Annotated in this window: 26 protein-coding genes and 1 riboswitch; of the genes, 18 read left to right on the forward strand and 8 right to left on the reverse strand. The window is 75.2% G+C overall.

The window, feature by feature from the left end; all coding sequences use genetic code 11:
- Nucleotides 1-101: 101 nt before the first annotated feature.
- Entirely contained in the window at nt 102-2,156 is a 2,055-nt protein-coding gene (locus tag DEF28_RS03060) for a primosomal protein N' (RefSeq protein WP_114396294.1), read from the reverse strand.
- Nucleotides 2,157-2,780: 624 nt separating this feature from the next.
- On the opposite strand from DEF28_RS03060, the gene DEF28_RS03065 reads away from it, so the two are divergent.
- Nucleotides 2,781-4,379, forward strand: coding sequence for a hypothetical protein (locus DEF28_RS03065; protein WP_147280059.1), 1,599 nt, complete (start codon nt 2,781-2,783; stop codon nt 4,377-4,379).
- Here DEF28_RS03065 and DEF28_RS03070 read toward each other — a convergent pair.
- The 3 genes from DEF28_RS03070 to DEF28_RS27405 form a co-directional block, all read right to left on the reverse strand.
- Complete coding sequence (locus DEF28_RS03070; protein ID WP_114396296.1) at nt 4,306-4,671, reverse strand: MmcQ/YjbR family DNA-binding protein; 366 nt, start codon at nt 4,669-4,671, stop codon at nt 4,306-4,308. The genes DEF28_RS03065 and DEF28_RS03070 overlap by 74 nt on opposite strands.
- Nucleotides 4,672-4,865: 194 nt before the next feature.
- Complete coding sequence (locus tag DEF28_RS03075) at nt 4,866-5,234, reverse strand: hypothetical protein (RefSeq protein WP_114396297.1); 369 nt, start codon at nt 5,232-5,234, stop codon at nt 4,866-4,868.
- Between the two features lie 49 nt (nt 5,235-5,283).
- Nucleotides 5,284-6,369 carry a hypothetical protein gene (locus DEF28_RS27405; protein ID WP_158562752.1) on the reverse strand — a complete coding sequence of 362 codons (1,086 nt, stop codon included), beginning with the start codon at nt 6,367-6,369 and terminating at the stop codon, nt 5,284-5,286.
- A 395-nt stretch (nt 6,370-6,764) separates the two neighbouring features.
- Between DEF28_RS27405 and fmt the strand changes: the two genes are divergently transcribed.
- The 10 genes from fmt to DEF28_RS03130 all read left to right on the forward strand — a co-directional run bounded on the left by fmt (nt 6,765) and on the right by DEF28_RS03130 (nt 16,801).
- A complete protein-coding gene (gene fmt / locus DEF28_RS03085) occupies nt 6,765-7,697 on the forward strand; it encodes a methionyl-tRNA formyltransferase (RefSeq protein ID WP_114396298.1) in 933 nt (310 codons plus the stop codon).
- 169 nt (nt 7,698-7,866) lie between these two features.
- Nucleotides 7,867-8,310 (forward strand): Rrf2 family transcriptional regulator, encoded by a 444-nt coding sequence (locus DEF28_RS03090; protein WP_199493115.1) that lies wholly within the window; start codon nt 7,867-7,869, stop codon nt 8,308-8,310.
- Nucleotides 8,311-8,402: 92 nt separating this feature from the next.
- Entirely contained in the window at nt 8,403-9,905 is a 1,503-nt protein-coding gene (locus DEF28_RS03095; protein ID WP_114396299.1) for an MFS transporter, read from the forward strand.
- Nucleotides 9,906-10,000: 95 nt separating this feature from the next.
- The gene (locus DEF28_RS03100) at nt 10,001-11,440 is read left to right on the forward strand and encodes an RsmB/NOP family class I SAM-dependent RNA methyltransferase (RefSeq protein ID WP_114396300.1); all 1,440 of its coding nucleotides are present in this window, start codon (nt 10,001-10,003) and stop codon (nt 11,438-11,440) included.
- A 515-nt stretch (nt 11,441-11,955) separates the two neighbouring features.
- A complete protein-coding gene (gene rpe, locus DEF28_RS03105; RefSeq protein ID WP_114396301.1) occupies nt 11,956-12,636 on the forward strand; it encodes a ribulose-phosphate 3-epimerase in 681 nt (226 codons plus the stop codon).
- Between the two features lie 121 nt (nt 12,637-12,757).
- Nucleotides 12,758-12,888, forward strand: a riboswitch (FMN riboswitch).
- A 113-nt stretch (nt 12,889-13,001) separates the two neighbouring features.
- Entirely contained in the window at nt 13,002-13,619 is a 618-nt protein-coding gene (locus DEF28_RS03110; RefSeq protein WP_114396302.1) for a riboflavin synthase, read from the forward strand.
- Nucleotides 13,616-14,287: a nicotinamide riboside transporter PnuC gene (gene pnuC, locus DEF28_RS03115; RefSeq protein WP_114396303.1), complete on the forward strand. Its 672-nt coding sequence runs from the start codon at nt 13,616-13,618 to the stop codon at nt 14,285-14,287. Before DEF28_RS03110 ends, pnuC begins: the two co-directional genes overlap by 4 nt.
- A 107-nt stretch (nt 14,288-14,394) precedes the next feature.
- Nucleotides 14,395-15,669: a bifunctional 3,4-dihydroxy-2-butanone-4-phosphate synthase/GTP cyclohydrolase II gene (locus DEF28_RS03120; protein WP_114396304.1), complete on the forward strand. Its 1,275-nt coding sequence runs from the start codon at nt 14,395-14,397 to the stop codon at nt 15,667-15,669.
- A gap of 56 nt (nt 15,670-15,725) precedes the next feature.
- The gene (gene ribH / locus DEF28_RS03125) at nt 15,726-16,220 is read left to right on the forward strand and encodes a 6,7-dimethyl-8-ribityllumazine synthase (RefSeq protein WP_114396305.1); all 495 of its coding nucleotides are present in this window, start codon (nt 15,726-15,728) and stop codon (nt 16,218-16,220) included.
- Between the two features lie 119 nt (nt 16,221-16,339).
- A complete protein-coding gene (locus DEF28_RS03130; protein WP_233515062.1) occupies nt 16,340-16,801 on the forward strand; it encodes a PH domain-containing protein in 462 nt (153 codons plus the stop codon).
- Between the two features lie 330 nt (nt 16,802-17,131).
- On the opposite strand, the gene DEF28_RS03135 is transcribed toward DEF28_RS03130, so the two are convergent.
- Nucleotides 17,132-17,548, reverse strand: a complete 417-nt coding sequence (locus tag DEF28_RS03135; RefSeq protein ID WP_181874199.1) for a hypothetical protein — start codon at nt 17,546-17,548, stop codon at nt 17,132-17,134.
- A gap of 328 nt (nt 17,549-17,876) precedes the next feature.
- On the opposite strand from DEF28_RS03135, the gene DEF28_RS03140 reads away from it, so the two are divergent.
- The 6 genes from DEF28_RS03140 (at nt 17,877) to DEF28_RS03165 (ending at nt 22,988) form a co-directional block, all read left to right on the forward strand.
- On the forward strand, nt 17,877-18,110 hold the full coding sequence (locus DEF28_RS03140; protein WP_147280060.1) for a hypothetical protein: 234 nt from the start codon (nt 17,877-17,879) through the stop codon (nt 18,108-18,110).
- A gap of 220 nt (nt 18,111-18,330) precedes the next feature.
- Complete coding sequence (locus tag DEF28_RS03145; protein ID WP_114396307.1) at nt 18,331-19,308, forward strand: AAA family ATPase; 978 nt, start codon at nt 18,331-18,333, stop codon at nt 19,306-19,308.
- Nucleotides 19,305-20,453, forward strand: coding sequence for a vWA domain-containing protein (locus DEF28_RS03150; protein WP_233515063.1), 1,149 nt, complete (start codon nt 19,305-19,307; stop codon nt 20,451-20,453). Before DEF28_RS03145 ends, DEF28_RS03150 begins: the two co-directional genes overlap by 4 nt.
- A complete protein-coding gene (locus DEF28_RS03155) occupies nt 20,446-21,606 on the forward strand; it encodes an XdhC family protein (protein ID WP_114396308.1) in 1,161 nt (386 codons plus the stop codon). Before DEF28_RS03150 ends, DEF28_RS03155 begins: the two co-directional genes overlap by 8 nt.
- 124 nt (nt 21,607-21,730) lie before the next feature.
- Nucleotides 21,731-22,216: a hypothetical protein gene (locus tag DEF28_RS03160; protein ID WP_114396309.1), complete on the forward strand. Its 486-nt coding sequence runs from the start codon at nt 21,731-21,733 to the stop codon at nt 22,214-22,216.
- Nucleotides 22,217-22,364: 148 nt separating this feature from the next.
- A complete protein-coding gene (locus DEF28_RS03165) occupies nt 22,365-22,988 on the forward strand; it encodes a nucleotidyltransferase family protein (RefSeq protein ID WP_114396310.1) in 624 nt (207 codons plus the stop codon).
- A gap of 76 nt (nt 22,989-23,064) precedes the next feature.
- Here the strand turns inward: DEF28_RS03165 and DEF28_RS03170 are convergent, their stop codons facing one another.
- From DEF28_RS03170 to DEF28_RS27415, 3 genes are all read right to left on the reverse strand, one after another.
- Nucleotides 23,065-24,018 carry an aldose 1-epimerase family protein gene (locus DEF28_RS03170; RefSeq protein ID WP_114396311.1) on the reverse strand — a complete coding sequence of 318 codons (954 nt, stop codon included), beginning with the start codon at nt 24,016-24,018 and terminating at the stop codon, nt 23,065-23,067.
- Between the two features lie 149 nt (nt 24,019-24,167).
- A complete protein-coding gene (locus DEF28_RS27410) occupies nt 24,168-24,332 on the reverse strand; it encodes a hypothetical protein (protein ID WP_158562753.1) in 165 nt (54 codons plus the stop codon).
- The gene (locus DEF28_RS27415; protein WP_158562754.1) at nt 24,329-24,502 is read right to left on the reverse strand and encodes a hypothetical protein; all 174 of its coding nucleotides are present in this window, start codon (nt 24,500-24,502) and stop codon (nt 24,329-24,331) included. Before DEF28_RS27415 ends, DEF28_RS27410 begins: the two co-directional genes overlap by 4 nt.
- Nucleotides 24,503-24,849: 347 nt before the next feature.
- Between DEF28_RS27415 and DEF28_RS03175 the strand changes: the two genes are divergently transcribed.
- A complete protein-coding gene (locus DEF28_RS03175; RefSeq protein ID WP_114396312.1) occupies nt 24,850-25,680 on the forward strand; it encodes a helix-turn-helix domain-containing protein in 831 nt (276 codons plus the stop codon).
- Nucleotides 25,681-25,708 lie beyond the last annotated feature (28 nt).

Raw genomic sequence — 25,708 nt, forward strand, 5'->3', positions numbered from 1 at the left:
AGCGTAGTGCGGCCCGGTCACGCGGTGCCACGGGTTTTCCTTGCGGCTCGGGGAGGCGGCGGCCGGAGGCGGGCGGTGCTCCGGTGCGGGCGCCGCTCCGCTCACACCACGTCGAGCGGATCCACCCGCACCTGCGCGAGCCGGTCGTCCTTGCGGGCGCTGCGGGCCGCCGCGGCGGCCTTGAGGGACGCGGACAGCCGCCGGGCGCCGCCGCGCGGGACCCGGAGGAGGGCGCGTTCCGTCCCGGCGGTCTCCGGCGCCCCGAGCACCGGGACGGGACCGAGCAGCTCGGCGTCCTCGGGCAGCGCCAGCTGGTCCACCAGTTCGCGGACGTGCGCCGCCTCCCCGGTGACCGACGCCATCGTCACCGCAGGCGGGAAACCGAGCTCCCGGCGCTCGGCCAGCTCCCGCTCCGCGAAGCCCATCGGGTCCCAGCGGATGAACGCCTGCGTGACCGGCAGCGCGGCATCGGCGAGCACGATCACCTGGCCGCCCTCACCGGCCGGCCGGACCAGCGCTGCGGCGTTGCACCACCGCCGCAGCGCCTCCTCCGACGCGCGCAGGTCGGCGCGGCCAAGCAGCGCCCACCCGTCGAGCAGCAGGGCCGCCGCGTAGCCGCCGGCCGCGGCCGGCTCGGCGCCTGGGGTGGCCACCACGAGCGCCGGCCGCTCGCCGACCTCGGTCAGCACCTCCTCCCGGCCGGACGTGCGGACCGGCAGCGACGGGAACGCCCGGCCCAGTTCCTCGGCCGTCCGCCGCGCGCCTACCACGCTCGCCCGCAGCCGGGCGTGCTCACAGTCCGGGCAGCGCCACTCGCCCGCGATGCGCCCGCACCATCGGCAGTACGGCATCGCGTGGGCGCTGCGCAGCGCCAGCGGCCCCTGGCAGCCAGGGCAGCGGGCCGGGGCCCGGCAGCGCGCGCAGGCCAGCGAGTTGAGGTAGCCGCGGCGCGGCACCTGCACGAGCACCGGCCCATTGCGGGCCGCCTCGCGGGCCACCCGCAGGGCCACGCTGGGCAGCCGGGCCGAGCGCGCCGCTTCGTCCCGCGCCAGCTCGGCGTCGTCGCCGGCCGCGCGGATCACCGGCGCCCGGCTGCGCAGCACCTCACGGGGGGCGGCCAGCGGGCGCGCCCAGCCCGACTCCACGAGCGCCAGGCCGTCCGTGGTGCTCGTGAAACCGCCGACGAGCAGCGCCGCCTCGCTGCGGTGCGCCCGCATGGACAGCACCGTGCGGGCGTGCGGGTACGGCGCGTGCGGATCGCTGTGCACGTCGTCTCCGTCGTCCCACACCACGGCCAGCCCGAGATCGTGGACGGGGGCGAACATGGCCGCCCGGGTGCCCACAACCGCGGAGACGTGCCCGCGCCGCACGGCCAGCCAGCGCCGGTACCGCTCCTCGGGACCGAGGCTCGCGGTGAGGGCCACGTGCCGGTCCGCGCCGAGCCGGGAGCGCAGCGCAGCGTCCAGCACCTCGACGTCGCGGCCGTCCGGGGCCACGACGAGCGCGCCGCGCCCGGCCGCCACCGTGCTCGCCACCGCGACCGCGACCGCGTCCGCCCAGTCGGGGCCGGGCAGCGCGCTCCACACGGCCCGGGGCGCGCCGCCGTCCCGCAGCGCGGCCAGGAATCCCGGCCCGGCCGGGTAGTCCCGCCACGGGCCCGGCTCCGGCGCCGTGAGCGGGGGAAGGCCGGGGTGCTCCACCGGGGCCTTCTCCGTGCGGGCGTGCCGCGGCGGCACCGCCAGGCGCAGCACGTCGATGAGGGTTCCCGCGTACCGGTCGGCGACCGCGCGGGCCAGCTCCCGGATCTCGGGTGCGAGCACCGGCTCGGGGGAGACGACCTGCTCCAGGTAGGCGAGCCGGCCGCGGAACTCCGACTCGGCCACCCGCTCCAGCAGGAAGCCGTCGAGGAGCTGCCCGTTGAAGCGCACCCGCACCCGGCAGCCGGGTACCGCCTCGGCGTCCAGGGTGCTGGGGACCCGGTAGTCGAAGGGGCGGTCGAGGTGCGGCAGCGGAGTGTCGACGACCACCCGCGCCACCGAGAGCTCCGCCGCGGGGCTGCGTCGGGGCGGGGCCGGCCGCCCGGCCGCCCGCGCCTTCGCCTTGGCGCGCGGGATGTCGAACAGGAGCCCCTCGTCGGGGTCGGGTTGGGCGTTCATCGGGCTTCCTCCGTGGACGGCCCCGCCGTCGGGCGGGACAGGAGACGGACCCCTGCCGGGCAGGACGGGCGGAGCCGTTCCGGCACCGCGCCGCAACGCCGTCCGTCCGGCCGCGGGCCGCTGGCCGGTGCGGTGGCCCGCAGGCCATGGCCGCCCCCGCGGAGCGGGCGCGGCCGTAGCGCCGCCGCCTCCCTGAGCCGGTACCTACCCGCACGACGTGGTTCGGGCGCGAGGCCGGCACCATGGCGGACGCCGCCGCCCGGACATGCGGCCGTGCGGTGAACCGGGACCGGGACGCCGGCGCGGCCGAGGGCGGCGCGGCCGGCGGGCCGGCGGTGCGGGGCGGTGGAAGCGGTGGGAGACCTCAACGAGCAAATCCGGGCGGGCGATCGGGATCGAAGCGGAGAACCCCGGCGCGAGCCGGGCGAGCTTTCCGCGTTCGGGAGAGGAAGCGGCCAAGTCATTGCCAGTCTTACCAGAGCGCGACGACAGTTCCGCGCCGGCGGGCGCACCGGCCGAGCCGGGGGTAACGGCTGCGCCGTGGCCGCGGTTATGGGCTGACCAGGTGCGATGCAATGTCGCAAACGCCCTCACGCCCGGCGGTCACCGTGCGACGCTGGGTGAGTGACGGGACACGCGAGTTTCACCACCTATGAGCGAGAGATCCTCAGCGCCATGGCCGTGGACGGCGTCGACACCGGGGACGCCGCGGCCGTGCGCTCCTGGCTGCGCCGGGTTCCCGCCGGGGCGGCGCCGCCGGGGACGCGGCCCGCGGTGCCCGCGCAGGGCCGCAGACCGCCGGCCTCCCCCGGCCCGTCACCGCTCCGGGGCCCGGACACGACGCTGCTGCCGCCGGTGCGCCTGCCCCGCGAGGCGGAGCTGGCCGCGGCCGCCCGTGTATCGCCGGTCCTGCGCGAGGCGTGGGCGCTGCGGGACTGGGCGGACGCGCACCGCCCCCGCGTGGTCGGCGGGGTGCTGGCCGCCGCCGACGCCCGTGCCGCGGCCGCCGCGCTCGGACTGCTGGACGACTGCTCGTCCGCCATCGACGGCCGCCGCCCGGAACTGCTGCGTGTGTGGTCCATGGCGCTCGACGCCGGCCTGCTCGTCCTCGACCCCGCCCCCGGCGAGGGGCCGCGGCCGGCCTCGGCGGCGGACCGGGAGACGCGGGCGCGTGGCGCCGAGGTGGACGACTCCGACACCGCCGCCCTGCGTCGGTGGCTCGCCGTCTACGTCCGCGCCACGGGCTTCGCGGAGTTCTGCGGGACGGCGGACCACGCCGGCCACCACGTCGCCGAACGGGTCATCGGCGAGCTGACCTTCGAGCTCTACCACTCGGGGCGGGCCACCGGAGTCGAGGCGCAGGTCGCGCTGCTGGTCAGCGACGTGCTCGCCGACGCCGCCCTGGACGGGCTGATCCGCGACGAGCAGCGCGCCCCGCTGCGCGCGGTGGCCGAGTTCGCCGTGTACCGGTCCCTCGCCACCCTGGCCCGGCACGGCGCGGTCCACCTCCACCCGGGCGGCTGCGTCGAACTCACCGCCCTCGGCCGGTGGGCGATGAACCAGCTCCTCACCGAGGCGGGCATGACCGCCCCGGTCATCGGCGACTACGCCGGCGCCGACGCGGCGGAGCTGACCGACGTGCTGGTCGGCTACGGGGAGGCCGACCGGGCCGCGGAGTTCCGCGGCTGGCTGCGGCACCGCTCCGGACGGCAGGCCGCCGCCGAACTCGTGGCCGCCGGCGGCCGGCCGGGCTGCGGCCGCCGCGGCATGGCGGTCGCGCTGCTCCGCCGGCTGGGCCGCAGCGCCGAACCCGCGGTGCGCGCCGGGCTGGCCGACGCGCTGATGTGGCGGCACTGCGCCGAGTGGCTGAACGACCGGGGGCTCGACCCCGGCCGCGACCTCACCGAGACCGACCGGAGCTGGCTGATGGCCGACGCGGTCGCCGCCCTCGCCGAGCACCGCGGCCCCCACGAGTACATGCGCCTGCTCGGCCGCCTCGTGCACCGCTCCGACCTCGACCTGGTGGTCCGCCTTCCCCACACCGACCACCCCGAGCGCGAGCGCGCCCTGCGGCTGCTGTTCGAGTTCCACCCCGACCCGCACGTCTCCCTCGCCGTGCGGTGGACGACCGACGTCGGCGGCCAGGCGCTCAGGGACGGTCGAGACGGAGGCGCTCAGCCCGTGGGAGCCCCGCCACCACCAGGTCGTAGGAGTCCTCGATGAGCTCCCGGACCAGCAGGTCCGGAAGGCCGCCGTCGACGACCACGGTGTTCCAGTGCCGCTTGTTCATGTGCCACCCCGGCAGGATGAGGTCCGGGTGCTCGCCGCGGAGGCGTACCGCGTTCTCCGGATCGCACTTGAGGTTCACCTTGAGGGGGCGCGCGTCCAGGCTCGACAGGGCGAAGACCTTGCCGAGCACCTTGAACGCCGCTATGCCGGGGGCAGTGGGGAAGGGGAAGTCCTCCACGGCCGCGTTCTGGGAGAGGCAGTAGGAGCGCAGCTGCTCGGGAGTCATTCCGGATCCTCCTCGTGATCGGCCGGCGCGGTCCGGCCCCGTTCTACCAGGACCGTCGCGATCCCGGCCGGGGCGCGTCCGCGGCGGCACCGATCAACCGACCAGTGGGCGCGGGCGCCGCCCGCGCCTGGCCCGCCCGGCCCCGAGCGGGATGGGGGTGCTCGGGGCCGAGGCCGGTCCCGGCGGGCGGCGCGCTACCGCGCGCCCGCCTCGTCCTGGGCCAGCAGCGTCGCGTACCTGTCGAGGATCTCGGCGGACACGGCCGGGATGGAGCGACAGAACGTGAGGTACTGCGTGTACACCTCGCGGACCCGCGCGGCTTTGAGCGTGCGGAGCGTGTGCAGGACTCCGTAGGCCCGCGCGATGTCCGCCGTCGTCCGATCGACGAGTTCGGTGTCGCCGTTGACGTAGCCCTCGATCCGCCGCGCGTTCAGTTTCGCGATGGCGATGTTGACCGTGTCGCGGGCTCTCATCCGGTCGAGCGCGGGAGAGGGGTCGGCGGGGATCGGCTCGCCGCTCCCGTCGAAGATCTCGTCCAGCTCGGTGGAGGTCTCAGTGGCCATGTGCATCTCCCTGTGGTGCCGGTCTTCGCTCGTCGTGATCAGCGGCCGGTCACATGCCGCGCCGGGGCGTCTGGTCGGAGGCCGGCCCGGGGTTCAGCCGGACCGAGGAGGGCTTGTGGCTGCTCCGCCTGGCTCCGCTGACCGCGTCGGTCACCTTGACCACGGCGTCGGCCGCCCGGCCGGCCAGGCCGGCCCGCTGCGGGCCCCAGCTGTCCGCGGCGGCGTTCGCCCCGCTGTACTCCTGGGCGAGCTGGCGGATGCTTCCGGACTCGTCGGCCACCTCGGAGTCCGTGCGGAGGGCCTCGGCTCCGTCCTGGACGAACCGGCCGTCCGCGCGGTACCGCCCGAGCCGCTTCTCCGGGTTGCGCTCCGCCGCCTCCCGGGCCACCTCCGTGAGCGAGCGTTCCGATGACGCCTCGTCCTTCGAGGTCCCCACCTGGAACGGGCGCGTGCGGCCGTTGGCGACCACGCCGGACTTCTCGAAGTCGGTGTCGGCACTCGGAGTCACGGCGCGCCCGATGCTGCGTTCGAGGCGCTCCTCGTACTCGGCGAGACTGGGGATCGCGATCCGCGACGCCCCCTCCCCGGTGGAGGCGGCCTGGTCGGAGGCCGCGCTGCGAGCCGCGTTCACCCGCAGTGTCGCGTCGGTGATGTAGCCGACATGGCTGCTGGGGACCACGGTCAGCTGCTGCAGGCTCCAACCTGCGGCGCGGTCGAAGTTCTCGCGTTCCGCCGCGCCGACCGCGTACGCCTGGTCGGTGGTGCCGTCGGTGACGCGGACGTAGTGCACCTCGCGCTCCCGGGCCTGGCGCGCCAGATCGGCCGCCCGGCCCGCCGCCGCCGTGCGGGCCGCGTCCCACTTCTCCGGGTCGTTGGAGCGCGCTACGCCCAGCCAGCCCGGGTCCCGGGTCATCAGCTCCCGCTCGTCGGCGACCACCACGTCGCCCTTCTTGCTGAGCTGGGCGATGACGTTGTCGATCGCCGGGTCCGCGTCGGCGCCGGGGGCCGCGACGATCTCGACGTAGACCGGGAAGACCGGTTTCGCCGATCTGCCCGTCGTCGGACGCAGGGCGGCGTTGAACTCCTCCTCCGACTGGCTGACCCGTGGCGACTGCCCGACCTGTTCGGTGGCCATTCCTGTGACTCCTCTGGTGGGGTGAGGCGAAGAAGAGGGAGCGGACCGGAATCGATGCCGCACGCTGCCGCCGTTCGGAGCCCGGGAGCACGGGGTCTTCGGTGGCGGAACCAGTCAGCCGGACGGGGTCGCCGTGACGGCATAACGACGGCGTGCTGGGGCGCGCGGTCAGGGCCCGATGCACCGCCGGACGGTGTGCTGTGCGGCATAGTACGCCGTGCCGGTTCCACAGGCGATCGGCGGCGTCACCGAGTTTTCGGTCACCTTCTTGGAGATCCGCACCAGCGCCCCATCGCATTCCGGATACCGTCTCCAGTCCCGTGCGCGCGTGCGGCTGCGACTAGGCTCGCCGGGACGCCATCATTGGAGATCACCCGAGCTTTTGGGGAGCATGCATGAAGCTGGTCTTCGCCGGAACACCCGAGGCGGCGGTGCCGTCGCTGCGCGCGCTGCTGGAGTCCCGCCACGAGGTCGCGGCGGTCGTCACCCGGCCGGACGCGGGCGCCGGCCGGGGCCGCCGGGTGTCGGTGAGTCCGGTGGGGCAGGTGGCGGCCGAGGCCGGGATCGAGGTCCTCAAACCGGAGAAGGCCAGCGACCCGGCGTTCCTCGACCGGCTGCGCGAGATCGGCCCGGACTGCTGCCCGGTGGTCGCCTACGGCGCCCTGCTCCGCGAGGAGGCGCTGGGCATCCCGCGGCACGGCTGGGTCAACCTGCACTTCTCCCTGCTCCCGGCCTGGCGCGGTGCCGCGCCGGTGCAGCACGCGGTGCTCGCGGGGGACGACGTCACCGGCGCGGCCACCTTCCGGATCGAGACCGGGCTGGACACCGGCCCGGTCTTCGGCGTGCTCACCGAGCCGGTCCGCCCCGACGACACCAGCGGCGACCTGCTGGACCGCCTCGCGCACGCCGGCGCCGGCCTGCTGGTGCGCACCCTCGACGGGATCGAGTCCGGCGAGCTGACCGCCCGCCCGCAGGGCGCCGAGGGGGTCTCGCACGCCCCGAAGCTCACCCCCGAGGACGCCCGGGTGGACTTCGGCGCGCCCGCTCTGCGCGTGGACCGCCTGGTGCGCGCCTGCACGCCCGCGCCGGGCGCCTGGACCACGTTCCGCGGGGGCCGGCTCAAGCTGGGACCGGTGCGCCCGGCCGAGGACGCGGCGCCGCTGCCGCCCGGCCGGGTGGCCGCTGACAAGCACCGGGTGCTCGTGGGCACCGCCACCCACCCCGTCGAGCTCGGCGAGGTCCAGCCGCAGGGCAAGCGCCGGATGGCGGCGGTGGAGTGGGCGCGCGGCGTCCGGCCGGGGGAGGCGGACCTCCTCGGGGCGGAGTGAGGGGGCGCGTCCCGGGCCCGCGCCGCCTGCCGATCCGGCCACCGCCGGCGGCGCGGCCGGCGAACCGGCGGCGGCCCGCCGCTGCGCGGCTCGCCGGGGACGGTTGACTCGGCACCAAACCGCAACTAGTTTGGTTGCAATTTGCGGGGCGGGCTGTGAAGGGGGCGCGGTGGGGCTCAGTAGCAGGAGTGCGGTCGCGATTCACGCGCTCACGATGCTGGGGCGCTGGAAGGAGCGTTCGCTGACCTCCGCGGAGATCGCCGCCAGCCTGGAGAGCAATCCGGTCCTCGTGCGGCGCATCCTCGGCAGCCTGCGGGACGCCGACCTGGTGCTGTCCACCGAGGGGCGCAATGGCGGCTGGTCCCTGGCCCGCGCCCCGCGTGAGATCACGCTCTACGACGCCTTCGCCGCCGTCGAGGCGGGGCCGGTCCTGTCGCGGCATCCCCATCCCCCCAGTGGCGAGTGCGAGGTCGGACGCAATATCCAGGCCCTGCTCGAAGTCGAGTTCCGGGACGCGGAACGGGCCATGGAAGCCCGCCTCGGCCGGACGACCATCGCCCACCTGGTGCAGCGGGTACTGGATATCGAGCGTGATCTCGCGCTGCCTCGCTGACCGGGCACCGGCGGAGGGCTCACCTCCGCCTTTGTTTCACCCGAACTGTAACTATATCGGTGGCAGTTGGTGCCGCCTGGAGGACGCCTCGAATGACCCCCACGTCGGCCACCACCGTTCGAACCGGTTCAGGGGCGGCCTTGCTGGCCGTGCTCATGCCAGCGGTGCTCATCACGGTCATCGCCAGCGACATGGTCAACCTCGTGCTCCCGTTGATGGGAGCGGAGTTCGGGGCTTCCGAGGCGGAGCTCGCATGGGTCGTCACCGGCTTCCTGCTCGTGTTCTCGGTCGGCATCCCGATCTACGGCCGCATCTCCGACCGGGTGAGCATGCGGCGTCTCTTCGGGTTCGCGCTGCTCACCTACGCCGCCGGGAGCCTGGTCTGCGCGCTCGCTCCGGATCTCCTCGTGCTCGTGCTCGGGCGGATCGTGATGGGGGTGGGCGCGGCCGGGATACCCGTGCTCTCGGTCCTCGCCATCACCAGGCTGCTGCCGGCGGACCGGCAGGGGACGGGGATCGGCGTCGTCTCCGCGGCCTCGGGGATCGGCACCGCCGCCGGGCCGGCCATTGGCGGCGGCGTCGGCGAGTTCCTCGGGTGGCCCGCGCTGTTCTGGCTCATGTTCGTGGCGGCGTTGGTCCTGGTTCCCGTGGTGGTGCGGGTGCTGCCGGGTGAGGTTCCGGCGAGCAGGGACATGTTCGACCTCGCTGGCGGCCTCCTCCTCGGCCTCGGGGCCGGGCTGCTGCTGTTCGGCGCCACCCAGCTCCAGGCCGCCGGTCCCACCGCGCCCTCGTGCTGGGGCAGCCTCGTGGCGGCGATCGCGGCGATCGGCCTCTTCGGGTGGCGCACCGCCCGCGCCGCGCACCCGTTCGTCCCGCCCGCGCTGTTCGGCAACCGGGTCTACCGGGCCGCGGTCGTCGTCGTGTTCCTGGCCATGCTCGTCAACCTCGGCGGCCTGGTGTTCGTTCCACTGCTGGTGGTGGACGTCAACGGTCTCGGCCCGGGGGCGGGGGCCCTGGTCATGATCCCGGCCGGGATCGCCGTCGCCGTCATCTCGCCGCTGATCGGTCGCCTCACCGACCGCGTCGGCACCCGGGCCCTGCTGCTGGCCGGGCTCGCGGTCATGGGCGTCTTCGCCCTGCTCCTCTCGACCTTCACGGGAAGCCCGTCGGTGATCCCGGCGGGGGTCGGAATCCTTGGGCTCAGCGTCGGCATGATCTGCGTGCTGGTCCCGGTGATCCGCGCCGCGGCGGGCACGCTACCGGCCGCTCAGGCCGGCGTCGGACTCGGGATCCTCCAAGGGGCCCAGTTCCTCGGCGCCGGTACCGGGCCGGCCCTGTTCGGCGCGCTGGTGGCCGCACGGCAGCAGGCGGGCAGCGGCGCCGTCAACCCGCTGTATCCCGGTCACCACGGCGCCGCCTTCTCCGACGCCTTCCTCGCCATGGCCGTGCTCGCCCTCCTCGCCTTGGTCGCGGCGCTCCGGATGCCTCCCGCGGCCGCGCCGCCCCACGACGCGGGCAACATCCAGCAGGGCGGCCCCGGCAGCGGGCGACAGCGCGGGGACCGGCCCCGCCTTGGCGGGGATCCGGGGGTGTAGGCCACCTGGGCCGGACGCTGGAAGAATGGTGTCCGGGCGCCGGGCCGCAGGACGACGCCCGGCAATCCGACACCCTGGCGTGAGGCTGATTCACCGTGACCGACCGTTCCCGTTCCCCCTACCGCTCCCCGCGCCGCGGCCAGCGGCGGCCGGCGGCCACCCCGCCGGCTCCGAAGGACCCGGCGCGGCGGGTCGCCTACGACGTGCTGCGCGCGGTGGAGACCCGGGACGCCTACGCAAACCTGCTGCTCCCCGCCCAGCTGCGTGAACGCGGGGTCACCGGGCGGGACGCGGCGCTGGCCACCGAGCTGACCTACGGCACCCTGCGCCGCCAGGGCACCTACGACGCGATCCTGGACGCGTGCGTGGACCGCTCGCTGCGCTCGGTCGACGCCGAGGTGCTGCCGGTGCTGCGGCTCGGCGCACACCAGCTGCTCAGCACCAAGATCCCGCCGCACGCCGCCGTCAGCGCCACCGTCGACCTCGCCCGCCGGGTGGTCGGCCAGCACCGCGCCCGGTTCGCCAACGCCGTCCTGCGCCGGGTCAGCGCCCGCGACATGGAGGAGTGGCTGGCCATCGTCGCGCCCGCCGCCGAGAGCGACCGGATCGGGCACCTCGCGGTGGTGCACAGCCATCCGCGCTGGATGGTCGAGGCGCTCGCGGCCGCGCTGGGGGAGCGGCCGGGGAGCGAGCTGGCCGACACCGAGCGGCTGCTCGCGGCGCACAACGACCGGCCGCGGGTGACACTGGTCGCCAAGCCGGGCCGCGCCGCGGTCGCCGACCTGGTGTCGGAAGGCGCCGTCGAGGCCCGGTACTCGCCGTACGCCGCCTACCTGCCCGAGGGAGACCCGGCCGCGCTGCGCCCCGTCCGGCAGGGGCGGGCCGCCGTCCAGGACGAGGCGAGCCAGCTGGTGGCACTCGCGCTGACCCGGGTCCCGGTCGAGGGCGCCGACGCCACGTGGCTGGACATGTGCGCCGGTCCCGGCGGCAAGGCCGGACTGCTCGCCGGACTCGCCGGCGGCCGGGAGGCCCACCTGCTCGCGGCCGAAGTGCAGCCCTCCCGGGCCGGCCTGGTCGCCGGCGCGGTACGGCGCTCGGTGCGCGACGCCGCCCGCGTCGTCGTCGCCGACTCCACCCGGCCCGCGTGGCGGGAGGCCGCGTTCGACCGCGTCCTGGTGGACGCGCCGTGCACGGGCCTGGGCGCGCTGCGCCGCCGCCCGGAGTCCCGGTGGCGCCGTACCCCGGAGACCGCCGAGGGGCTGGCGCCGCTGCAGCGCGCCCTCCTCGACCGGGCCCTGGACTCCACCCGGCCCGGCGGCGTGGTCGCCTACGTGACCTGCTCGCCGCACCTGCCCGAGACCCGCGGCATCGTGGACGCGGTGCGCGCGCAGCGCCCCGACGTCGCGGTCATCCGCGCCGCCGACCACCTGCCGGAGGTCGCGGATGTCGCGGTCGACGACGGCGACTACGTGCAGTTCTGGCCGCACCGGCACGGGACCGACGCGATGTTCCTGGCGCTGCTGCGCCGCCTCTGAGAGCTGGAGCGGTCCCGCCCGGCCGCGCCGCCGCGGGCACGCGCGGCCGGGGGCGCGGCCCCCGGCGGGTGAGGCGGCGGCCGAACAGGTCTGCGCGGTCCGGACACCGGGCGCGGTACCGCCAGGGCGCCTCTCGGACCGGCACGGAGCAGGGGGCGTCCGGGCCGCGCGGGTACCAGCATGGCCGGGGTGCGGCCCCGGGCGCGTCGGCGTCCGCGGGGCGCGCTGGGGAGGCGCGGTGCGGTCGGCGCACGCCCCCGGGGGCGGTCCGGGCGCAGGCGCGCACGGGTGACCGGCCGTCCGCCTGCGACCACGTGCCGCGCGGCCCGTTCCCGCCTGCCGGAGGGGCACCGGCATGAGCGTCATCGCCGCCGCGTGCGGGTCGCCAGCGCTGATCACGCGGCAGCGGCGGCGCGGTCCCCCCCGCACCGGGGCGCAGGGACGCCGCATTCCGGTCCGCCCCCGCGCCACCCGCCACGCCCGCCCGTGACCCGCGACGATCTACACTCTGACCCGTGGCCATCCAGATCTCACCCAGCATCCTCTCCGCCGACTTCGCCCACCTCGCCGACGAGGCGGCGTCGGTCGCCGGTTCCGCCGACTGGCTGCACGTGGACGTCATGGACAACCACTTCGTGCCGAACCTGACGCTGGGGCTGCCGATCGTCGAGGCGCTGCGCAAGGCCGCCTCGCTCCCGCTGGACTGCCACCTGATGATCGAGGACCCCGAGCGGTGGGCGCCCGAGTACGCCGAGGCCGGTGCCGGGAGCGTGACCATCCACGCCGAGGCGGCGAAGGCCCCCGTGCGCACGCTGCGGGCCATCCGGGCGGCGGGGGCGCGGGCGGGACTGGCGTTGAACCCGGCGACGCCGGTGGAGCCCTACGCCGACCTGCTGGCCGAGTTCGACATGCTGCTGCTGATGACCGTGGAGCCCGGGTTCGGCGGGCAGCGCTTCCTGGACGTCGTGCTGCCCAAGATCCGGCGGGCCCGCGAGCTCATCCGGGGGCGGGACGCGGCCGTGTGGCTCCAGGTGGACGGCGGCGTGAGCGAGGAGACGATCGAGCGCTGCGCCGAGGCCGGCGCCGACGTGTTCGTGGCCGGGTCGGCGGTGTACGGCGCCGAGGACCGCGCCGGCGCCGTCGAGGCGCTGCGGGCCCGGGCCGAGCGCGCCGCGGCGCGGACCGCCTCGGAGTGAGCGCGGCCGGGGGACGCGGCCGCCGTCCCCCGGGGACGCGGCCCCGCGTCTCCCTGTGCGGGACCCGGCAGGCGGCGGGAATACCCCCGCATGGCAGACTTGTTGGTCGAGACGTTCAACAACGCGTGCTCCGGGGTCGGTGAAAGTCCGAACCGGCGGTCAAAGTCCGCGACCCGGCCGAATCCATCGGCCGGTTGAACCGGTGGAATTCCGGTACCGACGGTGAAAGTCCGGATGGGAGGCAGCGCGCGTGGCGGACGGCGGACCCGAGCCCGGTCCCGGCTGACGGGCGGACGCCGTTCGTCCGGCGGTCGAGGCCGCGTGTACATCCCCGGAGCCTGAGCAGGTAAGGGGATGGCTCTCAGGTGTTCACCGGAATCGTAGAGGAGCTGGGCGAGGTCGTCGCCGTCACTCCCGTCGGCGCCTCCGGCCAGGCCGCGCGGCTGACGATCCACGGCCCGACCGTCACCTCCGACGCCGGCCACGGCGACTCCATCGCGGTCAACGGCGTGTGCCTCACCGTCACCGAGTGCGCCGACGGCCGGTTCACCGCCGACGTCATGAAGGAGACGCTCGACCGCTCCAGCCTCGGCGCCCTCACCCCCGGATCCCCGGTCAACCTGGAACGGGCCGCCCCGGTCTCGGGCCGGCTCGGCGGGCACATCGTGCAGGGCCACGTGGACGGCACCGGACGGATCCTTGAGCGCGTCCCCGGGACCCGCTGGGAGACCGTCCGGGTCTCGCTGCCCGCCGACCTCGCCCGCTACGTCGTCGAGAAGGGCTCGATCACCGTCGACGGCGTCAGCCTCACCGTGGCCTCTATCGGCGAGGACGCGTTCGCCGTCAGCCTCATCCCCACCACCCTCGACCTGACCACGCTCGGCCGCAAGGGCGTCGGCGACCCCGTCAACCTGGAGGTCGACGTCCTGGCCAAGTACGTGGAGCGGCTGCTGGGCGCGACCGGGCGGGAGAGCAACCGATGAGCGGAGCCGAGGCCGGGGTGTGGTGGCTGGAGTGGGCCTACGCCGGGTTCACGCTGTTCGGCGAGCACGTCCGCTGGGCGGACCTCCTCGGCAACATCGCCGCACTCGCCACCGTGGCGCTCGCGGTGCGCCGCAGCCTGTGGACGTGGCCGGTGCAGCTGCTCGGCGCCGTCCTGCTGTTCGCCGTCTCCATCGACGCCCACCTGCTCGGCAACGCGCTCAAGCAGGTGATGTTCGCGCTGCTCGTCTGCTACGGCTGGTACCGCTGGGTGCGCGGCACCCGTGGCGGCGCCGAGCTGCCGGTGCGCCCCGCTACCGCGCGCGAGCGCGTCCTGCTGGCCGGCGCGCTGGTCGGCGGCACGGTCGCGGCCGCCCTGCTCTTCGAGGCCACGGGGATCTCCTGGGCGCCGTGGCCGGACGCGTTCATCTTCGTCGGCAGCGCCGTCGCGACGTTCGGCCAGAGCCGGGCGCTCATCGACTTCTGGTGGGTCTGGATCGTGGTCGACCTGGTGGGCGTGCCGCTCGCCCTGATGTCGGGGCTGTGGGTCAGCGGGATCGTCTACGGCGTCTTCTTCGTGCTGGCGGTCGTGGGCATCCGCGACTGGACGAGGCGGCACCGGGCGCTCGCGGCCGCGGCCGGCCTCCGGCCGGAGGGGGCGGCGGCGTGACCAACACCCCGCCCGAGAGACCCGGGCACGCGGAGCCGGCCGCCGCGCGCCCCGCCCAGGCGAGTCCGGCCGGACCCGCACGGACACCGAGTAGAGCAGGAGCGACCATGCCGACCGCCACGGAGCACAGAGGCGGACACGCCGACCGCGACGCCGTGCGCCTGGACGACATCGGCGACGCGATCGCCGACATCGCCGCCGGCCGCGCCGTCATCGTGGTGGACGACGCGGACCGGGAGAACGAGGGCGACATCATCTTCGCGGCCGACGCCGCCACTCCCGAGCTGCTCGCCTTCATGATCCGCTACACCTCCGGCGTCGTGTGCGTCCCCATGCTCGGAGCCGACCTCGACCGGCTCAACCTCCCGCTGATGACGGCGCGCAACGAGGAGTCGCTGCGTACCGCCTACACCGTCACGGTGGACGCGCGGTCCGGCGTCAGCACCGGGATCTCCGCCGCGGACCGCGCCCACACCATCCGCTCCCTGGCCGACCCCGCCGCCGGGGCGGCGGACTTCGTGCGGCCCGGCCACGTGCTCCCGCTGCGCTACCACCGCGGCGGCGTGCTCGCCCGCGGGGGCCACACCGAGGCGGCCGTGGACCTCGCCCGGCTCGCCGGGCGCCGCCCGGCCGGCGTACTCGCCGAGGTCGTGAACGACGACGGCACCATGACGCGGCTCCCCGGACTGCGGCGGTTCGCCGACGAGCACGGACTGCGGCTGGTCTCCATCGAGCAGCTCGTCGAGTACCGCCGGCGCACCGAGCGCCTGGTCGAGCGGGTGGTGGAGACCCGCATCCCGAACCGCCACGGCGAGTGGCGCGCCTTCGGGTACCGGGGCACGGTGGACGGCGTCGAGCACGTGGCACTCGTCTACGGCGACCTCGCCGACGGCGAGGAGGTGCTGGCGCGGCTGCACTCCGAATGCCTGACCGGCGACGCCTTCGGGTCCCGGCGCTGCGACTGCGGGGAGCAGCTGGACGCCGCGATGGCCGGCATCGCCGAGGAAGGACGCGGCGTCCTCGTCTACCTGCGCGGGCACGAGGGACGTGGAATCGGCCTGCTGCACAAGCTCGCCGCGTACCGGCTGCAGGACGGCGGCGCCGACACGGTCGACGCCAACCTGGAGCTCGGCCTGCCCGCGGACGCCCGCGAGTTCGGCACCGGGACGCAGATCCTCGCCGACCTCGGTGTGCGCTCGGTCCGGCTGCTCAGCAACAACCCCGGCAAGGTCGACGGCGTGACCCGGCACGGGGTGCGCGTCATCGAGCGGGTCGCGATGCCGGCCGTCGTCACCCCCGACAACCTCCGCTACCTGGAGACCAAGCGCGACCGGATGGGGCACGACCTCCCGGACTTCGCCGACGCCTCCGCGGTGAACTGACCGCGCCGTCGGCGCCTCCCGCCTGCCGGAACAGTAGTAGAACGGAAGACACAGCCATGAGTGGAGCCGGACTCCCCGATGTCAGCGCGGTCGACGCCGCCGGACTGCGCCTGGGCGTCGCCGCGACCCGCTGGAACGCCGAGATCGTGGACGCGCTGCTGGAGCGCGCGCTGGCCGCCGCCCGGGAGAGCGGCGTGGCGGCGCCGACCGTCGTGCGGGTCTCGGGCGCCGTCGAGCTGCCCGTGGTGGCCCAGGAGCTCGCCCGCGGGCACGACGCCGTGGTCGCGCTGGGCGCGGTGATCCGGGGCGGCACCCCGCACTTCGAGTACGTCTGCCAGTCGCTCACCCAGGGGCTGACGGAGGTGGCGCTGCGCGCGGCCACGCCCGTGGCCAACGGGGTGCTCACCTGTGACACCCTGGAGCAGGCGCGCGAGCGCGCCGGCCTGCCGGGCAGCCGCGAGGACAAGGGGTGGGAGGCGGCCGTCGCCGCCCTCGACACCGCGCTGGTCCTGCGCCGGCTGCGCTCCCACGGTGGAGCGCCGGTCGGCTGACGACGCGGCGCGGCGCGGCGCGGCCGGGCGGTTCGCCCGGTCGCGCCGTCCGCCGTGATAATCCAGAGACAGGAGACGATCCAGCCGTGCAGCCGGGAAACGTGAGAGATGGTGACGCTGTGGGCGATTCGGCCCGCCCGCCGGTTCCGGACCTGCCCGCCACATGGCGGCCGCGCAACATCCGCGTGGTCGGCTACGGGCTGGCCGGACTGGTCCTCGCCACCATGGTCGCGCTCGCGGTGATCCTGCCGGCGGACTGGGGGCTCCAGGACCGCGTCGGCCTGGTGGCCATCGGGCTCGTGGGGGTCGGGGTGCTGCACCTGCTCGCCCGGCCGCGCGTGCTGGCGACCGAACGCGGGGTCACCGTCGTCAACTGCATCCGCACGCACGTGCTCGACTGGGCGGAGATCGTCGACATCCGCATGCCCGTGGGGGAGCCGTGGCCCACGATCGACCTCGCCGACGGCTCCACGCTCGCGGCCATGGGCATCCAGAGCAACGACGGCCGAATGGCCGGTGAGAACCTGGCACAGCTCCAGGCGCTGCTCCACCAGCGCGGAGAGGCACAGGAACCGGGCTGAGGGCAGCGGCGCGGGTCGCGCGTCGCGGATTGCAGGGCCGATCGGGAACCAGAAGTGCCCGCACCTGGTCCCCGGCCCCCGCCGTGGCCGGAGCGCCGTCGGCCTCTGGCCGCCATCGGCGGTCCCACCGAGACGGGCGGTGTCCGTGCGGCACGGCTGCGGCTGAGGACGCGAACGGCCCCGCATCCTAGGTGGGTGCGGGGCCGTTTCCGCTCCAGCGCGCGCCCACCCCGAACATGACGGCGCGGCGTTCCCCGCCGGCCGGGGCTGGCAGTGGGCCTCCGGCCGGGCACGCAGGGCGGGCGGCGTTCGCTCCGGTCAGGACGCGGGTCAGTCCACTATGCGGGCGTACAGGTAGCGGGTCTGTCCGTTCTCGTCGCCGGAGTGCTGCCGGCCGACCAGGACCTGGTTAACCGGGGCCGCGAAGAACGAGTCGCTCTCGCGCTGGGAACCGCTCCAGATCGGGGCGCTCACCTGGACCTGTTGCCCGTCGATGAGGATGAGGCCGCAGTAGTACGTGGTGCTGCCGTTCTCGTCGCCGGAATGCGCTCGGCCGAGAAGAACCTGGTTGGTGGGGCAGACGACGGGGACGCCCGCCGACTCCCGCACCGTCTGGGTGTAGCCGTCGATGATGACGATCTCTGCGGCGCTGGCCTCGGTGGCCGTCGCCGTGGCGAGACCTGCGGACAGCAGGCCGCTGCCCACAAGAGCCAGGGCCCGCTTGCCGGTGCGCGAGAAATGGGTCACGAGCATCCTTCTTGTCATGACGGTACGTGATTCGCCGATCGCGCTACGTCCTTTCGAGGAGGGTGGTGACCTGGTCTGTGAAGTTCCCGCTGGGGGAGCTGTCGCGGGGGCGGCGGCACGCGCAAAAGGCCCGGCACCGTACCGCGGTGACGCTCCGCGACCGCTCCCCGAAATCCGACGGCCGGCCATGGCCGGAAACGGCCGCGCCGGTGACCTCGCGTCCGTGGCGACGGGCTCCGTCCCGCCCACCGGTAGCGGCTGACGTCGGCTCCGTACCGGTGGTCACCTGGTCTGTTCGGCGGAATCGGGTGCGCGGCCGATCGGACGAGTGGGGCCGCAGGACGGCGGCGTCCGCGATTGGAAACGTCACGGCGTCATATCGATGCGGACGGCGACCGAACGCAACCGCGCCGTAGTGCGTCTCACCGACATGGACGTCAAGGACCGGAACAGGAACGCGCATCGGTCGCGCCGGGCGGACCCGGTCGGGCTGTTGCTCTGGTTCGTCGTGGTGACCCTGGCGCTGCTCTCCCTCGTCGTCGATCACCTGTCCGGCTGGTAGCGGGGACACCGCAGCCGGCCCGTCGGGAACAACAGCACCAGCGGTCCAGCACTCGGGACGGTCGCGGCGGCGGCCGTCCTTCGGTGCTTCCGGGAGAGGGCGGCCGGTCGTGGGGGCGAATGGCGGGATCGGGGCGGTGGTTTCGGGGAACGTCCGCCTTACCCTCCCCGCCCGCAACGGCATAGCCTGGCGGAGAGCGGCACAAGGGGGCGGCCACGTCATGAGCGATGTCATCGAGTCCCGCGGTCTCGCGGTCCCGGCACCGGCCGACCTCGCCGCGCTGCTCGACGCCCAGGACTACCTTGCCGACGACGGCGTCGCGACGGCCTGCTTCCTCGCCCTCCGGATGGGGCGCCCGCTGTTCCTCGAAGGAGACGCAGGGGTCGGCAAGACCGAACTCGCCAAGGCGCTCGCCGCGGCCGTCGGCGGTCCGCTGATCCGCCTGCAGTGCTACGAGGGCATCGACGCCGCGCAGGCCCTCTACGACTGGGACTACCCGCGCCAGCTGCTGCACCTGCGCGCGGCCCAGGCCGCCGGCGCCGACGGCGTCGCCGAACTCGAGGCCGGCCTCTACGACCGGCGCTTCCTGCTGGCGCGTCCGCTGCTGCGCGCCCTGGAGACGAGCGGACCGGCGCCGAGCGTGCTGCTCATCGACGAGATCGACCGCGCCGACGACGAGTTCGAGGCGTTCCTGCTGGAGTTCCTCGCCGACTTCACCATCTCCATCCCCGAACTCGGCACCGTGCGGGCCGCCGTACCCCCGCTCGTCGTGCTCACCTCCAACCGCACCCGCGAGGTGCACGACGCGCTCAAGCGCCGCTGCCTCTACCACTGGATGCCGCACCCGGACTTCCACCGCGAGGTCGCCATCATCCGGCGCCGGCTGCCCGAGGCGACCGAGCGGCTGGTGCGCGACGTCGCGCGGGTCACCCAGCGGCTCCGCGATCCGGCCGCCGCGGGCCCCGGCCTGCTCAAGCCGCCCGGGGTGGCCGAGAGCATCGACTGGGCCGCCGCGCTGGTCGCCCTGGGGGCGCGCGGGCTCGACCGGGAGCGCGCGGCCCGCACCCTCGGCGCGCTGGTCAAGCACCGCGAGGACCACGACGAGGTGCGCCGCCGGCTCGACGATCTGCTGGCGGGCGCGGCCAGCGCCACCGGCGCCGACGGGAACGGGGCCCCGGCGGGAGGTGACCCCGGGTGACGTCCACCGCACCACCGCCCGCCGGCACCGGCCTGGACGCACTGCTCGGCTTCCTGCCGGCGCTGCGCGCGGCCGGCGTGCCGGCCGGCGGCGACCGGGCGCGCGCCTTCGTGGCCGCGCTCGACGCCCTCGACGTCGCCGACCCCCGCCAGGTCTACTGGGCCGGCCGGCTGACCCTGTGCTCGCTACCGGCCGACCTGCCCCGCTACGACGCGTGCTTCGCCGCCTACTTCGGCGGGCAGCACGCCACCGGAACAGCGGTCCCGCCGGTGCCGCAGCCCCGCCCGGCCGCGTGGCCCCCAGAGACCAGCGGCGACACCGGCGAGCCGCCGGACACCCGTCGGGCGCGCGCGGCCAGCGACACCGAGGTGCTGCGGTCCCGGAACCTCGCCGCCCTCACCGACGAGGAGCGCGCCGAGGTGGCCCGGCTGCTCGGCCTGCTCGCCGCGCACCGGCCGCGGCGCCGGACCCGCCGCACCGCCCCCGCCCGGCACGGCCGGCTCGACTGGGTGCGCACCGCGCGCACCGGCCTGCGCGACGGCGGTGAACCGCTGCGGCTGCTGCGCCGGGACCGGACCACCCGGCCGCGGCGCGTGGTGCTGCTGGTCGACGTCAGCGGATCGATGGCCCCCTACGCCGACGCGCTGCTCCGCCTGGCGCACGCCGTCACCCGGGGCCACCCCGGGCACACCGAGGTGTTCAGTATCGGCACCCGCCTCACCCGGCTCACCCGCGAGATGCGCGTCCGCGACCCCGGTGCCGCGCTGGCCGCCGCGGGGGCGGCCATCCCCGACTGGAGCGGGGGCACCCGGCTCGGTGGCGAGCTCCGGGAGTTCCTGGACCACTACGGGCAGCGCGGCATGGCGCGCGGCGCGGTCGTGGTGATCGCCTCCGACGGCTGGGAGCGCGGCTCCGCCGCCCCGCTCGGCCGCCAGATGGCGCGGCTGTCCCGCCTCGCGCACCGCGTCGTCTGGGTCAATCCGCACAAGGCGCAGCCGGAGTACCGGCCGCTCACCGGGGGGATGCGCGCCGCGCTGCCGCACATCGACGACTTCGTGTCCGGGCACAGCCTGGAGGCGCTGGAGGAGCTGGCCACCGTCGTCATCGGCGGCGGACGGGGGAGGGGAGGAACGCCACGTGCGTGACATCAGGACGGCCGTCGCGGACCTGTACTCGACGGGGGAGACGTTCGCGCTCGCGACCGTGATCGACACCCAGCGCAGCTCGCCGCGCGGAGCCGGGGCGGCCATGGCCGTGTCGGCGTCCGGTGAGGTGGCCGGCAGTGTGTCCGGCGGCTGCGTCGAGGGCGCCGTCTACGAGCTGGCGCAGGAGGTGATCCGCACCGGCCGCCCGGCGCGCGAGCGGTACGGGGTCAGCGACGACGACGCGTTCGCCGTGGGACTGACTTGCGGCGGCGAGCTGCACGTGTTCGTGGAGCCCGTCGACCGCCGCGGGCATCCGCACCTGGGGGAGGTGCTGGCGGCCATCGACGCGCACGAGCCGGTGGCGGTGGCCACCGTGGTGGCCGGCCCCGCGCGCGTGGGGGCGCGCCGGGTCGTCTGGCCGGACCGCGCGGCGGGGCACCTCGGCACCGACCGGCTCGACGACGCGGTCGACGACGACGTCCGCGGCATGCTCGCGCAGGGCCGCACCGGGATCCTGCGTTACGGAGCGGAGGGGCAGCGGCGCGGCGACGAGCTGGAGCTGTTCGTGCGGTCCTTCGCGCCGGCGCCGCGCATGCTCGTGTTCGGCGCCATCGACTTCGCCGCGGCCGTCGCCGAGGTCGGCGGCTTCCTCGGCTACCGCGTCACGGTCTGCGACGCCCGGCCGGTCTTCGCCACTCCCAAGCGCTTCCCCGGCGCCGACGAGGTGGTGGTCCGCTGGCCGCACGTCTACCTCAGCGAGGTGGCGGACCAGATCGACGAGCGGACCGCCATCTGCGTGCTGACCCACGACCCCAAGTTCGACGTCCCGGTGCTGCGGCTCGCGCTGGGCACCCGCGCGGGCTACATCGGTGCGATGGGCAGCCGGCGCACCCACGAGGACCGTCTGGCCCGGCTGCGGGAGGCGGGCGTACCGGAGGAGCGCCTGGCCCGGCTGCGCTCCCCGATCGGGCTGGACATCGGGGCCCGCACCCCGGAGGAGACCGCGGTCTCCATCGCGGCGGAACTCATCCAGACCCGGTGGGGCGGCAGCGGCCTCCCGCTCCAGGACACCCGCGGCCGGATCCACGGCGGGCCGGCGATGCCGCCCGGCCGGATCCCGGCGGGGTCGGCCTCCGGCTCCGGCCGCCGCTGACCCGCGGTCCCGCCCCTGGCCTGCGCGGAGGCGGGAACGCCGGGCGGGCGCTCCGCCGGGCCGTGCATGAGGCGCTCTCCACCGGGCAGGTGCGCGAACACGCGACTTCCGGTGGGAGGGACCTATGCCTGGATGGGGATGGCTCGGAGCGCTGCTGATCATCTCGGTCGGACTCATCGTGGTCTGGGCCGCGTGGCGCCGGGAGAACCGGCCGCGGCGGTTCTTCCGCGGCGGCGTGCTCGACACGGAGCAGGACCGCATCGAGCCGGCCGACCACGCGCGCCTGGCACCCGAGGTGGTCGAGGAGCCGCAGGCGCCGATCAACATGGCCAGCGGCCTCGACGCGCAGGCCGCCGCCCTGGTGGAGGGCGGGGAGCGGCCGCACGGCACGCTCTCGCCGACCGTTGACGAGGAGGCCGCGGCGGTGGTCGACGAGGAGGTCCGGCAGCAGCGCGGCGACGACCCGGCCGACGAGCACCCGCGGCGCGACCCCCGGACGCGGCCGGCTGTCGACGGGCCCGGCTCGCGGGACGCTGCCGAGGCCCGGGGCGCGGAGGAGGCGCCGCAGCCGCACGTCCTTGACGAGGAGCCGCGCGGACGGCACGGTTGAGCGGCCGGAACCGGTCACCAATTCGGGTAAACCACAGCGCCGATCGGGGTACGCGACCGTACGATCAGGGTCGTTTGTGGGCGTAACGGGCGATGCGCGGACCTGTGGGGGTCCGGGCGGGCGGGAACGCTCGTGGCATCATCACGTCATGACGACACGTGCGCGAGGCGACGGCGCGGCGATCGCGGGTCTGCTCTTGGCGGCAGGGGAGGGCAGCCGCCTGGGGCGCCCCAAGGCGCTCGTCGAACTGGCCGGGGAACGGCTGGTCGACCGGGGCGTGCGGACGCTGCGCACCGGCGGCTGCGCACCCGTCTACGTCGTCACCGGGGCGGCCGACATCGACGTCGAGGACGCCGTGGACGTGCACAACCCCGACTGGAACAGCGGGATGGGCTCCTCGCTGCGCGTGGGACTGGAAGCGCTCCCGGACGCCGTGGACGCCGTCGTGGTGGCGCTCGCCGACCAGCCCCTGGTCACGCCCGCGGCGGTGGAGCGCCTGGTCGCCGCCTATCAGGACGGTGCCCGTGCGGCCGTCGCCACCTACGCCGGCAATCTGCGCAACCCCGTGCTGCTCGCCCGGGAGCACTGGCCGAGCGTGCAGGCGCTCGCGCAGGGCGACGTCGGCGCCCGGCCCTTCCTGAGCGCCTACTCCCACTTGGTGACCACGGTGGCCTGCGACGACGTGGCCCGTCCCGACGACATCGACACCCCCGAGGACCTGGACCGGCTGAGCCGGCTGCTCACCACGCCGCCGGAGGAGACCGCGTCCTGACCTCCGAGCCGGTCCCCGCGCCGGCGGGTCCGGCCGCCCGGTCCCACGGCGGGACCGCGGGCGGGGACCGCCGACGTCAGCGGGACGTCAGCGGATCGACCCGCCGGATCCCGTAGCACGCCTGCACGGCGCCACCCGGCGGCAGCACGGTGAGGTCCACGCCCGAGACGAACGCGTTCGGCGGGCAGGTCATCGGCTCCACCGCCAGTTGGCCGCGGTCCGCCCCGTCGGCCAGGCCGTCGGAGCTGAACACCTGCAGCCAGCCGAAGGCGGAGTCCGCCCACAGCGCCACCGCCGAGCCGGTCCCCGAGAGCACGGTCCAGGCGCGTCCGTCGTAGTCGCGACGCAGCGAGGTGAAGGCGGTGTCCAGGACGGTGTCGCCGATCCGCCGCGGGGTGCCGAAGTCGTACCCGGTGCCCGCCACGGGCACCGGCGGCCCCGACGGCAGCAGCCGGCCGTCGACCGGGAGCCGCTCACCGGCCGGCAGCAGCAGCACCGCCTCGTCCACCGGGCCGCCGACCGTCAGGTAGTTGTGGCTCCCGGCCCCGTAGGGGGCGGGCCGGCTTCCGATGTTGCGGGCGCCGATGCGCACGGTCAGCCCGGACGCCGCCGTCAGCTCGTACTCCACCGACAGCTCCACCGGGAAGGGGTATCCGGGCGCCCCCGGGGTCCGGTGCGTGAGCCGGGTGAGGGAGGGCGCGATCTCGGCCGGCAGCCACGCCTCGGCGTGCGCGAACCCGTGGATGGCGTTGTCGCGCTGCGGCTCGGTGACCTCCAGCTGGTGGGTCGCGCCGTCGAAGGTGTAGCGGCCGTGGTCGACGCGGTTCGGCCACGGCACCAGCACCTGCCCCTGGAACGCCGCGGGGCCGGGCGGGCGCCGGTAGCCCCAGACGAGGTCGCGGTCGCGCCACCGGAGCCGCTGCAGCGCGGCGCCGTGCCGGTCGACGACCGCCCGGTACTCCCCGGCCGTGAGGACGATCTCGTCGGCTGCCGCCTCGTCGGTTGCCACCTCTGTGTCGCGACCGGTCATGCGTCCTCGCCGTCTGTCCGCCCGGATGTGCACCACCGGCGATCATAACGTCGCCGAGTGCGGTCGTCCGGGGTGGCGGCCGCGGACCGTGTCGGCGCGGGGCGGCGCACCGGCTGGCGCCGGGCCGCCGCTGGCCCGGCGCCGCGACCTCACCTCCCGCTGACCCGGACGCGCTGCCGGCGCTGGCAGCGGCGGCACTCGAAGGTCCCGAACACGGCCAGCACCTGCCCCGTGCAGTCCAGCACCGGACGGACCGTGATCTCGGTGTGGAAGGTGCGCTGCCCGCAGGTCGGACACCACAGCGGCCGGGTCAACGCGCACCCCCGCCGATGGGAGGCAGGTCGGCTCCGAGCAGCAGGGTGATGGCGGGAACCAGGTACGCCTCGGAGATCAGCAGCAGGATCCCGGCGGCGAGCACCGCGACGAAGTGCGCCGCGGGGCCGCCGAGCCGGACCCGCAGGGTGAGTTTGGTTTCGATGGACACGGCGGATCACTCCCGTTGTCGTTCGCTACCGGACCGCCGCCTCCTTCCGGTGGGAAGGCACGGAGGCGGCGGCCCCTGGTCGCCACCGTCGAGCCGTGAACGGTGCTTCCGCCCCGGGGGCGGGCAGCGGCTCGACGCGGTTTCGCGCTGGTACCTTCCTTCCAGCTGCGCCTGAACCCGATGATGTCCCGCCGTGCCGCGGCGTGCCCGCGTTCCCGACACAGAGCGGTCAGCGGCGACAGGACGCCGGAAGGCAGACCGGAATCGGCCGAATTCAGCAGACGGCGGCCGGCATTGACGGACAATCGACGACACCCGTGCCGTGTCGAGCTGTCTGCGAGGCCCCCATGCCCAAGCCCGCCCCGTCCTTCCCGCAGCCCCAGGTGGAGTTCGCGGAGCAGCTGCGCGTGCTGCGGCTGCGGGCGGGGCAGCCGACAGAGCAGGCACTGGCCAACGCGATGGGATGCGGGCGGACCACGGTCTCCGACCTCCTGAACGGCCGCCGCTTCCCCTCCTGGGAGCTGCTGTCCGCCTTCGTCGAGGCGTGCGGCGGTTCACCGCGGGACTGGCGAAGGCGGTACGAGGACGCGCACCGCGGTATCGACGCCGCCCGCCGCGGCCGGGCCGCCCGCCCCGACGGCCAGGGAATGCTCGCCGCCACGTGGTACCGCAACAATCCGGAGTTCTACGGGGCACTGGCCCGCGAGGTCCGGGGCGCCCGTTCGGAGATCCGTATGACCTACGTGCGCCGGTATCCGCCGACGCACTACACCTCGGCCGCCTCGGCGGACTACTTCGCCGCCGTCCTCGACTGGGCCCGCGCGGCAGCGCAGGAGGAGAGCGAGCGGGGCGTGCGGCGCATCATCGGGGTGCCGGAGAGCGACGGCATCCCGGACCCGACCATGCTCGCCTGGGTCCGGGAGCACCACGAGGAGACCGCGGATCTGTTCACCTACCAGGTGAGCATCCTGCGGTGGAGCAGCACCGCGGACGGCCAGAACATGGCGCTGCTGGACGACACCCTGGCCTTCCTGGCCTTCTCCGGTGGCTCCCGGCAGAAGTTGAACGGGTTCAGCGTCAAGGACCCCACGTTCCTCGGTTACTTCGCCCGCTACTTCGACCAGCTCTGGCTGAGCCTGGCGCCGATCGACGCCTACCTTGACGGACTGGACCGCTGACCGGCGGGACGCCGGTCCACCTCGGATC

It is taken from the genome of Marinitenerispora sediminis, assembly GCF_003336425.1.
In the GTDB taxonomy this organism is placed as follows: domain Bacteria; phylum Actinomycetota; class Actinomycetes; order Streptosporangiales; family Streptosporangiaceae; genus Marinitenerispora; species Marinitenerispora sediminis.

What these genes read in the sequence shown, in the direction of transcription:
- DEF28_RS03165 (WP_114396310.1), top strand. Translation starts at nt 22,365, where the DNA reads ATGACGACACGTGCGCGAGGCGACGGCGCGGCGATCGCGGGTCTGCTC.
- DEF28_RS03075 (WP_114396297.1), bottom strand. Translation starts at nt 5,234, where the DNA reads ATGGCCACTGAGACCTCCACCGAGCTGGACGAGATCTTCGACGGGAGC.
- DEF28_RS03070 (WP_114396296.1), bottom strand. Translation starts at nt 4,671, where the DNA reads ATGACTCCCGAGCAGCTGCGCTCCTACTGCCTCTCCCAGAACGCGGCC.
- DEF28_RS03145 (WP_114396307.1), top strand. Translation starts at nt 18,331, where the DNA reads ATGAGCGATGTCATCGAGTCCCGCGGTCTCGCGGTCCCGGCACCGGCC.
- pnuC (WP_114396303.1), top strand. Translation starts at nt 13,616, where the DNA reads ATGAGCGGAGCCGAGGCCGGGGTGTGGTGGCTGGAGTGGGCCTACGCC.
- DEF28_RS03060 (WP_114396294.1), bottom strand. Translation starts at nt 2,156, where the DNA reads ATGAACGCCCAACCCGACCCCGACGAGGGGCTCCTGTTCGACATCCCG.
- ribH (WP_114396305.1), top strand. Translation starts at nt 15,726, where the DNA reads ATGAGTGGAGCCGGACTCCCCGATGTCAGCGCGGTCGACGCCGCCGGA.
- DEF28_RS03170 (WP_114396311.1), bottom strand. Translation starts at nt 24,018, where the DNA reads ATGACCGGTCGCGACACAGAGGTGGCAACCGACGAGGCGGCAGCCGAC.
- DEF28_RS03095 (WP_114396299.1), top strand. Translation starts at nt 8,403, where the DNA reads ATGACCCCCACGTCGGCCACCACCGTTCGAACCGGTTCAGGGGCGGCC.
- DEF28_RS03160 (WP_114396309.1), top strand. Translation starts at nt 21,731, where the DNA reads ATGCCTGGATGGGGATGGCTCGGAGCGCTGCTGATCATCTCGGTCGGA.
- DEF28_RS03120 (WP_114396304.1), top strand. Translation starts at nt 14,395, where the DNA reads ATGCCGACCGCCACGGAGCACAGAGGCGGACACGCCGACCGCGACGCC.
- DEF28_RS03175 (WP_114396312.1), top strand. Translation starts at nt 24,850, where the DNA reads ATGCCCAAGCCCGCCCCGTCCTTCCCGCAGCCCCAGGTGGAGTTCGCG.
- fmt (WP_114396298.1), top strand. Translation starts at nt 6,765, where the DNA reads ATGAAGCTGGTCTTCGCCGGAACACCCGAGGCGGCGGTGCCGTCGCTG.
- DEF28_RS27405 (WP_158562752.1), bottom strand. Translation starts at nt 6,369, where the DNA reads ATGGCCACCGAACAGGTCGGGCAGTCGCCACGGGTCAGCCAGTCGGAG.